The organism is Rhodoferax fermentans (genome assembly GCF_002017865.1).
Lineage (GTDB): Bacteria > Pseudomonadota > Gammaproteobacteria > Burkholderiales > Burkholderiaceae_C > Rhodoferax > Rhodoferax fermentans.
Map to the genome: position 1 here is coordinate 2,840,463 of NZ_MTJN01000002.1, position 13,140 is coordinate 2,853,602.

At 64.2% G+C, this 13,140-nt stretch carries 11 protein-coding genes; 1 reads left to right on the forward strand and 10 read right to left on the reverse strand.

What is annotated here, in order from left to right:
- Positions 1-78 precede the first annotated feature (78 nt).
- From glcF to glnK, 6 genes are all read right to left on the reverse strand, one after another.
- The gene (glcF, locus tag RF819_RS13335; protein WP_078365445.1) at positions 79-1,335 is read right to left on the reverse strand and encodes a glycolate oxidase subunit GlcF; all 1,257 of its coding nucleotides are present in this window, start codon (positions 1,333-1,335) and stop codon (positions 79-81) included.
- A 15-nt stretch (positions 1,336-1,350) separates the two neighbouring features.
- A complete protein-coding gene (gene glcE, locus RF819_RS13340) occupies positions 1,351-2,478 on the reverse strand; it encodes a glycolate oxidase subunit GlcE (protein WP_078365446.1) in 1,128 nt (375 codons plus the stop codon).
- Between the two features lie 129 nt (positions 2,479-2,607).
- Complete coding sequence (locus tag RF819_RS13345; RefSeq protein ID WP_078365447.1) at positions 2,608-3,576, reverse strand: SMP-30/gluconolactonase/LRE family protein; 969 nt, start codon at positions 3,574-3,576, stop codon at positions 2,608-2,610.
- A gap of 63 nt (positions 3,577-3,639) precedes the next feature.
- Complete coding sequence (locus RF819_RS13350; protein WP_078365448.1) at positions 3,640-4,926, reverse strand: glycerate kinase type-2 family protein; 1,287 nt, start codon at positions 4,924-4,926, stop codon at positions 3,640-3,642.
- Between the two features lie 275 nt (positions 4,927-5,201).
- Entirely contained in the window at positions 5,202-6,773 is a 1,572-nt protein-coding gene (gene amt / locus RF819_RS13355; RefSeq protein ID WP_078365449.1) for an ammonium transporter, read from the reverse strand.
- Positions 6,774-6,806: 33 nt separating this feature from the next.
- A complete protein-coding gene (glnK, locus tag RF819_RS13360; RefSeq protein ID WP_078365450.1) occupies positions 6,807-7,145 on the reverse strand; it encodes a P-II family nitrogen regulator in 339 nt (112 codons plus the stop codon).
- A gap of 253 nt (positions 7,146-7,398) precedes the next feature.
- On the opposite strand from glnK, the gene RF819_RS13365 reads away from it, so the two are divergent.
- Positions 7,399-8,934: a YifB family Mg chelatase-like AAA ATPase gene (locus RF819_RS13365; RefSeq protein ID WP_078365451.1), complete on the forward strand. Its 1,536-nt coding sequence runs from the start codon at positions 7,399-7,401 to the stop codon at positions 8,932-8,934.
- A gap of 30 nt (positions 8,935-8,964) precedes the next feature.
- Here the strand turns inward: RF819_RS13365 and RF819_RS13370 are convergent, their stop codons facing one another.
- The 4 genes from RF819_RS13370 to RF819_RS13385 all read right to left on the reverse strand — a co-directional run bounded on the left by RF819_RS13370 (position 8,965) and on the right by RF819_RS13385 (position 13,133).
- A complete protein-coding gene (locus tag RF819_RS13370; protein WP_078365452.1) occupies positions 8,965-9,576 on the reverse strand; it encodes a CDP-alcohol phosphatidyltransferase family protein in 612 nt (203 codons plus the stop codon).
- A complete protein-coding gene (locus RF819_RS13375) occupies positions 9,569-10,213 on the reverse strand; it encodes an ATP-binding cassette domain-containing protein (RefSeq protein WP_078365453.1) in 645 nt (214 codons plus the stop codon). The genes RF819_RS13370 and RF819_RS13375 overlap by 8 nt, the downstream gene beginning before the upstream one ends.
- Position 10,214: 1 nt before the next feature.
- A complete protein-coding gene (locus RF819_RS13380) occupies positions 10,215-11,834 on the reverse strand; it encodes an ABC transporter permease (protein WP_078366940.1) in 1,620 nt (539 codons plus the stop codon).
- A 108-nt stretch (positions 11,835-11,942) separates the two neighbouring features.
- A complete protein-coding gene (locus tag RF819_RS13385; RefSeq protein WP_078365454.1) occupies positions 11,943-13,133 on the reverse strand; it encodes an ABC transporter substrate-binding protein in 1,191 nt (396 codons plus the stop codon).
- Between the last annotated feature and the right edge of the window lie 7 nt (positions 13,134-13,140).

A 13,140-nucleotide genomic window follows, 5' to 3' on the forward strand; every position in this document is an offset into this window, starting at 1 on the left:
GGATGCCACTGAATGACTGCAACCCTGCTTGCCACCTCCACCCGCGCCCCGTTCAGCGATGTCCAGCCCACGCAGTCCTCACACCCCAGCCTGCAGCGCCTCATCCAGCACCTCAATCCAATGCCGCACCGGTGTTGGGGTGCCGCTTTGCAGGTGGTTGATGCAACCAATGTTGGCCGAGGCAATGCTGTCTGGTGGGCCGTTCTCAAAGGTGTGGTTGATGTGGCCCAGTTTGCGGTCGCGCAGCTGGGTGGCGATCTCGGGCTGCAGCACGCTGTAGGTGCCTGCCGAGCCGCAGCACAGGTGCGACTCACAGCCGGTGATCTTGAGTTTGAAACCCAGCTCAGCCATGTATTTGTCCACCCCGCCACGTAACTTCATGCCGTGTTGCAGCGAACACGGCGGGTGCCAGACGATGGTGCTGGCGCGTGGTTTGACGCGCTCGCACAGTTTCTCGGTCAGTTCGGGCAGCCACTCGCTGATGTCGTGGGTGAGGTCGCTGATGCGTTGCGCCTTGGCCGCGTAGGCCGGGTCGTCGCGCAGGATGTGGCCGTAATCCTTGACGGTGGCGCCGCAGCCTGAGGCGTTCATCACAATGGCTTCGACCCCGGGGCGGCCCGCCACACCGTTGATGTAGGGCCACCAGGCGTCGATGTTGGCGCGCATTTCGGCCTTGCCACCGTCCTGGTCGTTCAGGTGGAACTTGAGGGCACCGCAGCAGCCCGCTTTGGGCGCGATCACCGTCTGGATGCCCGCGGCGTCCAGCACACGGGCGGTGGCGCTGTTGATGTTGGGGCTCATGCTGGGTTGGACACAGCCAGCCAGCATCAGCACCTGGCGTGGGTGCTGGCGCGTGGGCCAGGCGCCACCGCTTTGTTTGGCAGGCACTTTTTTCTGCAGTGCCTGGGGCAGCAGGCCACGTGCGAGCTGGCCCATGGCCATGGCTGGGGCAAACAGCGGGGAGGAGAGGCCTTCCTTGAGCGTCCAGCGCATGGCTTTTTCGTTGGCCGGGCGCGGCACCTGTGCGTCCACCAGCTTGCGGCCGATGTCGAGCAGGTGGCCGTATTGCACACCGCTGGGGCAGGTGGTTTCGCAGTTGCGACAGGTCAGGCAGCGGTCCAGGTGCAGCTGGGTTTTGCGCGTGGGTTTGGCGCCTTCGAGCACCTGTTTGATCAGGTAGATACGACCACGCGGGCTGTCGAGTTCGTCACCAAGCAGCTGGTAGGTCGGGCAGGTGGCGGTGCAAAAGCCGCAGTGCACACAGTTGCGCAGAATGGCCTCGGCGGTCAAGCCGTCGGGCGTGCCTTGGTATTGGGGGCTGAGTTGGGTTTGCATGGCGGATACGGCGGCTCAGAGCGAACGGAACATGCGCCCGGGGTTGAAGATGTTGGCCGGGTCAAACTCGGCTTTCAGGCGCGTATGGATCTGGTCGAGTGGCCGCTCCAATGGTTCAAATCGGTCGCTAGCCCTTGTTGAGTCTGGATTATTAGCTCTGAAAAGCATAGTTGTTCCGCCCACGGCCTGGCTCAGGTCGCGCAACTTGGCGGCGGCCGACTCGGGTGCCCAGACCCAGCGCAGGCCGCCGTGCCATTCCACCAGCTGCGGCCAGAGCAGGTTCAGCCCCGGGGCGGTCTGCGGCAGGCTCAGGCGCCACAGGGCCTGGCCCGGGTGGGCGGTGGCGTCAAAAAACGGCAGGGTCTGGTCGCGGCAGGCAGTCCAGTCGGCGCTGGCTAGGGCGGGGTCCACGGTGTGGCCGGGCAGATCCTGCGTCATTCTGGTGATGGCCGAGTCCACCGCCGCACCCGCGCCGCGCAGGCGCACAAAGAGTTGGCCGACCTCGCCGGGTTCGTGATCACCTTGTTCCCAGCGGCTGGCGTTGAGCGGCAGCGGCTGCGCGCCCCAGCGGTGCAGCTGTTCCAGCGCGCGGGCCTGGTCAACCTCGAACACCAGGGTGGCTTCGGCCGCAGGCTGCGGCATCACCTTGAGCGACACCTCGGTCAGCAGGCCCAGGATGCCCAGGCTGCCCACCATCAGGCGGCTGAGGTCGTAGCCAGCCACGTTTTTCATGACCTGGCCACCAAAAATCAGGTGTTCAGCCCGGCCATTGACCATCTGCAGACCCAGCACATAGTCACGCACACCGCCTACGCTGGCGCGCGACGGGCCACTGAGCCCGGCTGCGACCATGCCACCCACGGTGCCACGCCCGCCAAAACGCGGGGGCTCAAACGCCAGGCACTGGCCCTGCTGTGCCAGCGTGGCCTCCAGCTCAGTCAGTGGGGTGCCCGCGCGTGCGGTGATGACCAGTTCGGTCGGTTCGTAACTGACGATGCCGGTGTGGCCGCTGGTGTCGAGTAACTCACCTTGCAGCAGCTCGCCATAAAAATCCTTGCTGCCGTGGCCCCGGATGCGCAGTGGTGTGTGGGCTGCGGCGGCGGCGCGGATGGTGTCGATCAGGGCGGGCAGGGTGTCGGTCATGGCAGTGCGGGCAGGAAAAGGTGGCCCATGTTAGGGCCAAGTCCTGACGGCAGGCTTGAATTTTTTGAAACGTCTGTGTTCGAAAAATTGTCAAACTCCCGCCGCCCCCAATGCTGCGGCCGAGCCGACTCAGTCGCGGAAAAACTGCACCGGCAGCCCGGCCACCGCCACCCGCATTGCCACCACCTGGCCCGACAACGGGTAGGTGGCCAGCTCGTCGGCAGGGCGGTTTTTGCTGGCGCTGGTGAGGTACAGGGTTTTGAGGTCTTCGCCACCAAAACAGGGCATGGTGGGGCAGACCAGCGGGGTCGGGATGTCGGCCAGCAGGCGGCCATCCGGCGAAAACTGGCAGACGCGCTGGCCTTCAAACATGGCGACCCAGTAGTTGCCCGCCACGTCGACGGCGGCGCCATCCGGGCGGCCACCGTAGACCAAGGGTGTGGCGGCCGTGCCTGGCCAGCCTTCGGGTTTGGGCTCAAAGCTGGCAAACACCCGCTGTGCTGACATGGCGCCGCTGCTGGGCTCAAAGTCCCAGGCCCAGACCGTGTGGCTGGGGGAGTTGGCCCAGTACAGGGTGCGGTTGTCGGGGCTCCAGGCCAGGGCGTTGGCGGTGGTGAAGCTGCCGTTGGGGGCGATCTTGCAGCTGATATGGACCTGGCCCGGGTGCTCGGGGTGCTGGGTGTCCAGGCAATAGAGGCCCACGTTTTTGAGCTGGCGCGTCTCGTCCAGGGTGCCGATCCAGAGGCGACCCTGGGCGTCACATTTGCCGTCGTTGGCGCGCATTTGGGTGGGGTCGTAGTCCAGCGTGGCCAGCAGTTGTAACTCACCACCCCATTCGCGGGCGCGGAACACGCCGTGGCGCAGGGCGATCACCAGCCCGCCGCTGGCAGCAGGCGCGATACAGCCGGGCTCGCAGGGCAAGTCCCAGGTGTCGACCGTGCCCATGTAGGTGTTGGCGCGCAGCACCTGGCGGCCCGGGATGTCGAGCCAGTACAACATCTGCTCTTGCGGGTGCCAGAAGGGCGACTCACCCAATTGGCAACGGTGGGGGGCGACGGTTTGCCAAGTGGCTGGGTGCTCGGGGACGGAAGGATTCATGTGGGGCAGAGTGGCATCAAAGGGAGGTGCCATTGTGCCCGGCAAACCGCGGCCTGTAGCGGTTCAGGCCGTGGGCGGGTTGATCAGAATCGCGCGGAAATCGTTCACATTGGTCAGTGTGGGCCCGCAGACCACCGAGTCGCCCAGCGTCTGGAAAAAGCTGTGGGCGTCGTTGTTGTCCAGGTAACTGCGCGGGTTCATGCCCAGCGCCCAGGCACGCGCCAGGGTGTCGGGGGTGAGCAGGGCACCTGCAATCTCCTCGGCACCGTCGACGCCGTCGGTGTCTGCCGCCAGCGCGTAGACCCCCGGGGTGCCTGCCAGTGCGATGCCCAGCGCCAGCAAAAACTCCACATTGCGCCCGCCCCGGCCTGTGCCGCGCAGGGTCACCGTGGTCTCACCGCCGCTCAGCAACACGCAGGGCGCGGGGAACGGCTGGCCCTGGCGGACCACTTGGTGGGTCAGGCCCGCCAGCACCTTGGCCACATCGCGCGACTCGCCCTCCAGGCTGTCGCTCAGGATGTGGGGCGTGAACCCGGCTGCCTGGGCCACCTGGGCTGCCGACTGCAGGGCGATCTGCGGTGTCGTGACCAGCTTGACCACACTGTGGGCCAGACGCGGGTCACCGGGCTTGATGGTTTCCCCCGCGCCACTATCGAGCAATGCGCGTGCTGCCGAGGGGAGCTTGATCTGGTAACGCTGGACGATGGCCAGCGCATCGGCGCAGGTGCTGCTGTCACCCACCGTGGGGCCGGAGGCGATGTCCATCGGGTTGTCGCCCGGCACGTCCGAGATCAGCAGTGTGAGCACTTTAGCCGGGTGGCAGGTCGCGCCTAGGCGGCCCCCCTTGATGTCTGAGAGGTGGCGGCGCACACAGTTCATCTCAGAAATGCTGGCGCCGCTGGCCAGCAGGGCGGCATTGACCGCCTGTTTGTCTTGCAGCGTCAGACCCTCACCCGGTGCCACCAGCAGGGACGAGCCACCGCCCGAGATCAGCGCTATCACCAGATCGTCAGCTGTCAAACCGGTGACGAGGTCGCGCAGACGTTGTGTGGCCTGCAGTCCGGCAGCATCGGGCACCGGGTGGGCGGCCTGCACAATCTCGATACGCTGACAGGGCACCTCGTAGCCGTAGCGGGTGATCACCAGGCCCTCGAGGGGGCCAGGCCAATGGTCTTCGAGCGCACGCGCCATGGCGGCCGAGGCTTTGCCCGCACCGATCACGATGGTGCGGCCCTTGGGTGGCGGCGGCAGATGGGGTGGCAGGCATAACGCGGGCTGCGCGGCGGCCACGGCGGCATCGAACATCTGGCGCAGCAGGGCGCGCTGCTGGGTGACTGGGCTGGGCGTCATGGGCGGTTGGGGTGGGCTTTGGCAGATAAACTGCGTTTATACGCCAAATGGGCTTGTAGCCCTTTTTCCATATGGGGTGGCAGCTACAAATCCAGAAGCGATTTGAGGGGTGGCGTTGGCGCCAAGCGGTGCCAAAGAAGCGCGCTGGGTGGCATGGGGCCTGAACAGACCAAAAAAAACCCACCGGGGTCGCAAACACCCGGTGGGCCAACTCTCTAGGAAGCACTCAAAAAATACCCGTTGCAGGCAGTTGGCCTGCAACCATCAGACAGACCTTAGCGGCCGTAGGCAGACTCGCCGTGGGAGGTGATGTCCAGACCTTCGCGTTCGCTTTCTTCGCTGACACGCAGACCAATGGTCATGTCCACAATCTTGTAGGCCACGAACGACACCACACCCGACCAGATCACGGTGGTCAACACCGCCTTGGTTTGCACCCAGACTTGGGCTGCGATGGAGTAGTCGGCCGATGTCACCATGGTGGCCGTGACCCAGTCGGCCACGTAGCCGGGGCCGCCCAGAGCGGGGCTGTTGAAGACACCGGTCAGGATGGCACCCAAGATGCCGCAAACACCGTGCACACCGAACACGTCCAGCGAGTCGTCAGCGCCCAGCAGTTTCTTCAGGCCATTCACACCCCACAGGCCGGCAAAGCCAGACAGGAAACCAATCACCAGCGCACCACCGATACCGACGTTGCCGGCAGCGGGTGTGATGGCAACCAAACCCGCCACACAACCGGAAGCCGCACCCAGCATGGAAGCTTTGCCGCGCATCAGGGTTTCACCGATACACCAGGCCAGGATGGCCGCAGCGGTAGCACCAAAGGTGTTGATGAAGGCCAGGGCGGCGAAGCCGTTGGCTTCCAGAGCGGAGCCAGCGTTGAAGCCAAACCAGCCCACCCACAGCAGGGACGCGCCGACCATCGTCAAAGTCAGGCTGTGAGGCGCCATCGACTCTTTGCCGTAGCCAATACGTTTGCCAACCATGTAAGAACCCACCAGGCCAGCCACAGCAGCGTTGATGTGCACCACCGTACCACCCGCGAAGTCCAGCGCACCCCACTGCCAGATCATGCCGGCTTTGCTGGTCATTTCTTCAGCCACGGCGGCGGCGCTGTAGGCATCCGGGCCCATCCAGAACCAGACCATGTGGGCAATCGGTGCGTAGGCAAAGGTGAACCACAAGACCATGAAAGCCAACACTGCAGAGAACTTCATACGTTCGGCAAAGGCGCCCACGATCAGGGTACCGGTGATACCGGCAAAAGTAGCCTGGAAGGCGGCGAACACAATCTCAGGAATCACCACGCCCTTGCTGAAGGTGGCGCCATTGGCAAAGGTGCCTGCAGCGTTGTCCCAGATGCCCGACATGAACAGCCGGTCAAAGCCACCAAAAAACGAGTTGCCCTCGGTGAACGCCAAGCTGTAGCCGTAAATGAACCACAACACCACAATCATCGAGAAGGTCACCATGACCTGCATCAGCACCGACAGCATGTTCTTGGAGCGGACCAGGCCGCCGTAGAACAGCGCCAGACCGGGCACCGTCATCAAAATCACCAACAGGGTGGAGACCATCATCCAGGCGGTGTCGCCCTTGTTTGGAACAGGTGCGGGTGCGGCAGCGGGCGCAGCAGCTTCGGCGGCGGCCGGGGCCGCAGCGGCGGCTGCAGCAGGTGCCTCGGCAGGCGCAGTGGCCGCCGGAGCAGCGGCGTCAGGAGCGGCCGGTGCAGCGGTGGTGGCAGCAGCTTCAGAGGTGGGGGCGGCGGGCGCTTGTGCCAAAGCAACGGTGCCGCCAAGCAACAAGCTCATGCCCAACGCAAGGGATGCAAGTAGTTTTTTCATGTTGTGGATCTCGTGTGAAGTGAGAAGTGGGCGTCAGAGCGCTTCCTTGCCGGTTTCGCCGGTGCGGATGCGGATCACCTGCTCAACCGGTGTGACAAAAATCTTGCCATCACCAATCTTGCCGGTGCGTGCTGCGCCTTCGATGGCTTCGATGACCTGGTCGAGCATCTCGTCAGACACGGCGGCCTCAACCTTGACCTTGGGCAGAAAATCCACCACATACTCTGCACCCCGATACAGTTCGGTGTGTCCCTTTTGGCGACCAAAGCCTTTGACTTCGGTAACGGTGATGCCCTGCACGCCGATGGAGGAGAGCGCTTCGCGCACCTCATCGAGCTTGAAGGGTTTGACAATTGCAGTGACAAGTTTCATGAGTTCTCCTTGGCTTGGAAAGAGTGGGTCACACTCGGCGGGTTCAGAGTCATCGGCCTCTCCAACAAGTGGGTTGACGAGCAAGTAAAGCAGGGTTCGTGCCAGACGCCCGGATTGGCCTGGCTGGAGCCTTGCAAATCAGCACGAGATCTGTGGGTTAAGATATCTGTATAAATAACCAGTAAGCACCAGCATGGTGCATCAATCGGATGCGTGGCCTGTTGACAGCGCACCGTTTTAGTCAGGAGGTTTCATGAGTCTGTCTTTGGTGCAAAGCCGGGCCCTGCTGGGCCTGGATGCGGCCGCCGTGACGGTCGAAGTCCACTTGGCCAACGGTTTGCCGAGTTTCACCTTGGTGGGTTTGGCTGATGTTGAGGTGAAAGAAGCGCGTGAGCGGGTGCGCTCGGCCATCCAGAACTCGGGGCTGGAGTTTCCGAGCAACAAAAAAATTGTGGTCAACCTGGCGCCAGCCGATTTGCCCAAGGACTCGGGCCGGTTTGATCTGCCCATAGCGCTGGGCATTCTGGGCGCCAGTGGCCAGATTGATACTGCGGCGTTGGCGGGCTGGGAGTTTGCTGGCGAGTTGTCACTGTCGGGTGAGTTGCGCCCGGTGCGGGGTGCGCTGGCCATGAGCCTGGCCCTGCATGGCAGTGGTGTGGTCACCCAGCTGGTGCTGCCACCCGAGAGCGCCGAAGAGGCCGCCCTGGTGCCCAGTGCCCAGGTGTACCGCGCCCGGCATTTGCTCGATGTGGTGCAGCATTTTTTACCGACCACTTCAGAAAACAGAGCAGCTGAGCCAGGTGAAGGTTGGGCTAGAGTCGATTCTGTGCCTTGTGTGCAAGCGGCTGACTACCTCGATCTGGCCGATGTCAAAGGCCAGCTTGGGGCCAAACGGGCGCTTGAGATTGCTGCCGCCGGTGGCCACAGCCTGCTGTTGATGGGGCCACCGGGCTCGGGCAAATCGATGCTGGCGCAGCGTTTTGTCGGTTTGCTGCCGCCCATGACCACCGATGAGGCCTTGCAAAGTGCCGCTGTCGCCAGCCTGGGCGGGCGTTTTTCGCTGGCCAGCTGGGCGCGTCGGCCCACCTGCCAGCCGCACCATACCGCGAGTGCTGTCGCTTTGGTCGGTGGCGGATCACCGCCGCGTCCCGGAGAGATTTCGCTGGCGCACCACGGGGTCTTGTTTCTGGACGAATTTCCGGAGTTTCCCCGCGCCGCTTTGGAGGCGCTGCGTGAGCCGCTGGAGACCGGCACCATCACCATCTCGCGGGCGGCGCGGCGCAGTGAGTTCCCGGCGCGTTTCCAACTGATTGGTGCGATGAACCCCTGCCCCTGTGGTTACCTGGGCTCCAACCAGAAGGCCTGCCGTTGCACGCCCGACCAGGTGGCGCGTTACCAGGGCAAACTCAGCGGTCCGCTGGTGGACCGCATTGACCTGCATGTGGAGGTGCCCGCCGTGACGTCCAACGAGCTGATGCAGACGCCGCCGGGTGAAGCCAGTGCCGTGGTCCAGGCCCGTTGTATGGCCGCACGTGAACGCGCCATCACCCGCCAGGGCAAGCCCAACCAGGCCTTGCAGGGGCAGGAAATTGACCAGTTTGTGCTGCTGGACGAGGCTGCTGCCAAGTTCTTGAACGTGGCCGCCACCCGGCTGGGCTGGTCGGCACGCAGCACCCACCGGGCGCTCAAGGTGGCGCGCACCATTGCCGACCTGGCCGGTGCACACAGCACCCAGGTCACCCATGTGGCCGAGGCCATGCAGTACCGCCGGACGCTGAAGTCAGCCTGACGCCACCCCAGATGCCTGCCTCTTGAATGCTCAATCTGGCCTGAAAGTGCGGATGCCTGCGACGATGCGGGTCACTGTGGTCAGCGCACACAAGGCCGCAAAACCGTAGGCCAGCGGTGCAAACCAGCTGGGCGCCAGGCACATCAGCGTGAACACGGCCATGGTTTCCACACTCTCGGTCAGGCCCCCCAGGTAATACAAACCTTTGCTGGGGTAGGCCTCGCTGCTGATCTGGCGTTTGGCCGCCAGCACCGCAAACGCCAGAAAGCTGCCTGCCGTGCCCACAAAGCTGTAGATCAGCACCGCAGCGGGCAGCGCGTTGGCCATCGGGTCTGCCAGCGCAAAGGCCAGCGGAATCGATGCGTAAAACAGGAAATCGAGCGTGATGTCCAGAAACGCGCCACGGTCGGTCGGCCGCGTCAGGCGCGCCACCGTGCCGTCCAGACCGTCCGCCAGCCGGTTCAGCGCCATGGCCGCCAGCGCCCACAGCGGGTGGCCCAGCGTTATCAGCGGCAGTGCGAGCAAGCCCAGGGCAAAACCGATCCAGGTGAGTTGATTGGCCGACCAACCACGGCGCACCAAGTGCGTGGCGACCGCTGTCAACGGGCGTTTGAGCAGCGCGTTCAGGGCACGGTCAAACATGGTCTGGCTGCCAATGGCTGATGTCCAACACCCGCCCGCCCGGCGGCACATCGGCCACGTCGTGGGTGACCAACAGGGTCGGGATGCCCAGACGGGTGATTTGTTCAAACACCAGACTGCGAAACTGCTCCCGCAGCACCGCGTCCAGCCGCGAAAACGGTTCATCCAGCAACAGCGCCTGCGGTTGCGCCAACAGCGCACGCAGCAGGCTCACCCGGGCGCGCTGGCCACCTGAGAGTGTGGCCGGGTCGCGGTCGTGGAACCCCGCCAGGCCAACCTCGGCCAATGTCTGTTCGGCCCGCTCACGGCGTTCTGCGCCGCGTTGACCAGCGGGCAGGGCAAAGGCCAAGTTCTGGCCCACGCTCATATGTTCAAACAACAAATCGTCCTGGAACAGGATGCCAATGCGGCGCGCCTCAATCGGCAGGTTGTGCACAGGGCGGTCGTTGAGCCAGAGTTGCCCCTGGGCGTTAAACGCCGGTGCCAGATCCCCGAGCAGCCAGCTCAGCAGGGTGGATTTGCCCGAGCCGGAGACGCCGGTCAGCGTCAGGATCTCCCCCGGCTGGATACTCAGATGTAAGTTTGAGAGCAGCGCTTGGCGCCCCAGAAACAGGTTCAGGTCAACAATTTTGAGCATCTCAGCGCACCCCCTTGCGGTTGCGGCCCCAGGCGCTTGCCAGAGTGGTTGCCAAAACAAACGCGGCCAAAGGCAGCGCCACCTGTAACAGGGCTTGCACCGCCAGCACCTGGCGGCTGCCTCCCGCACTCAAGGCCACCGCCTCGGTGGTGACCGTATCAAAACGTCCTGCGCCCGCAAACAGCGTGGGCAGGTATTGCGCCACACTCACTGCGAACCCGACCGCCCAGGCCGCCAGCATGGGGCGCAGCAGCAGCGGCCACTTGACGCGTAAACAGGCTTGCAGTGGCGAGCAACCCAGCGCACGGGCACTGGTCATCAGCCGGGCGTCAAAAGCCCGGTAGGTACCCACCAGCGTGAGCAACATGTAGGGCAACACCCACAGCAGGTGGCTCCACACCAGCGCCAGCGCCGTGGCGTCCAGCTGCAAGCGCAACAGCGCCGCGTATTGCGCCGCCACCAGTGGCAGTGTCGGAACAATCAGCGGCAGGTACAACACCGCGTTCCAGCGTTGTGGCCCCCATTCCAGCCAAATCAGCACCACGGGCAGGCTCAGCAGGCTCACTACCAGCGCCAGCCAGAGGGTGGTCCAGAATGGCGCGAGCTTGGCACTGCGCCAGGCATCCCAGGACAGCCCATCGGGCCAAAGCGCCGGGAAAAACCAGCTGTCTGCCACCGACCAGAGTACCAACACAGCCAACACCGCATAACTGATGGCCAACAGCGGTGTCTGCCACGGCCAGGGGTGTTGCACATCAGCCCGACGCTGCCCGCTGGGGTAGGCCCGCCAACGCCGCAGCAGCCACCATACGCCACAGGCCAGTGCGCTGATGACCCCAAACAACAGCAACAGCGCTAAGGCCGCTGCACCACCTTGCGCTTGCACGCTGGTATCTGGGTCACTGAGCCAGTGCCAGGTCAGCACCGCCAGGGTGGGGGGAGTGCCCGGCCCCAGAATCAGCGCCATGTCCACCACCGACAAGCTGTAGGCCAGGGCCGCCGCCAAGGGCCAGCGCAGTCGGGGCAGCAGCTGCGGCCACAATACCTGGCGCCAGGTTTGTGCCGGGCTGTAACCCAGTGAACGCGCCACCGCGAGTTGCCGTGTCACCGCCTGTTCACCCAGCAGCGCCGCCAGCACCCACAGCAGAAACCAGCTTTCCTTGAGTGCCAGCGCCAGTGCCAAACTCAGACCATACGGGTCTTGCACCGTGACCCAGTCCGGTGGGCTGGTCCATGATAAAAACAGGCCTGCAGCCCTTGCCAACCAACCGGAAGGTGCTATCAAAAAAAACAGGCCCACAGCAAACGCCACATGCGGCACAGACAGCAACACAGGCAGGCGCTGCTGCAGGCGCTGCCAGGTGGGACTGGGGTAGAGGCGAGTGGCCAACCCGGCGGTGATCAGCCCCGCCAGCAAGGTGCCCAGCAGCGCCGACACCAGCGTGGCAGACACCGCTTGTGACCACTGCGGATCACTCAGCAAGGTTTGCCACACCACGATCTTGAAACTGGGGCCCAGTGCCCAGTACAGGCCCGGCAGCAGCGGCACAAACACCAGCCCGACCAGCGTCAGTGCCAGCAGCTGGCCCCACCCGCCAAGGCGCAGCTGGCGTGTTTCCATCAACGGGAGCTGTGGCATCGGGGTGGTCATGCGGCTGTCACGGGCTGCGCCCAAACGCTGGGCGGCCCATCCAACCCGGTCTGGCGTTCTGTGGCCTGGACCAGGCGCTCAGCGGGCGCCGTAACGCTTGAGCCACTCGGTCTCCAGCGCCTCAACCCAGCTGGCATGGGGTTCGGCCAGGGTCGGCACGGACTCTGCCAGTGCGCCCGGTGCCTTGTTGCGCATGAGCGCTTGCACGCCAGCAGACAATTTGCCCAGGTCCAACACGCTGCCATCTCCCCAGATCCGGGTGTCGGCTTTGTGTGCCTGGGCTTCGGGCGAGAGCAAGAAGTTGGCAAACACCTGGGCACCGGCTTTGGCGCGCGCGTTGGACGGGATGGCCAGGAAATGCACATTGCCAATGGTGCCGCGTGTGAAGCCGAAGCTGTAGGCCGTTGGGGGTAACTGGCGGCTGCTGATCAGGTTGGCGGCTTCGTTGGGGTTGAAGGTCAATGACAGCTTGAGTTCACCATCAGCCAGCATCCGGTGCATGGCCGCCGCACTGGCCGGGAAGCTTTTGCCAGCGCGCCAGGCCAAGCTGTGCAACTCGTCCAGATAGGCCCACAACGCGGGGGTGGCGCTGGCAAAGGCCTGAGGTGTCACAGCCTGTTGCAGCAGCGCCGGGTTGGGGGCGAGCTCCAGCAGCAGCTGTTTGACGAAAGTGGTGCCGTGAAAGTCCGGCGGTTTCGGGTAAGTCACCCGGCCCGGGTTGGCCTTGGCAAAACGCAGCCACTCGGTCGCTGAGCGCGGTGGCGTGGGTGTGACTGCCTTGTCGGAGATGAAGGTCAACTGCGCGGTGCCCCAGGGCGTTTCATACCCCTCTGTGGGCACCGAGAAATCACTGCGAACTGGTTTGTTGAGGTCTACCAGCCCCCAGTTGGGCAAACTCTCTGCCCAAGGGCCATACAGCAGGCCAGCTTGTTTGAGGCTGCGGAAATTCTCGCCGTTGACCCACATCAGGTCCACCGAACCATGGTTGTTGCGACCCGCCGCCACCTCGGTCTGAATCCGCTTCACCACCTCGGCCGCGTCGTTGATCTTGACGTGTTTGACGGTGACGCCATAACGGCTCTGCACCTCTTTGGCCGCCCAGTCGATGTAGCTGTTGATGGCCTCACCACCGCCCCAGGCGTTGAAATACACCGTCTGGCCCTTGGCCTGGGCCTCGGTCTGGGACCAGTCGGCTGCCAACACCGGAGCACACCAACCCAAGCCGAGGGCCAGGGTGCTCAGGGTGGTAGCGAGTTTGGCGAGTGTCATTCTGCGC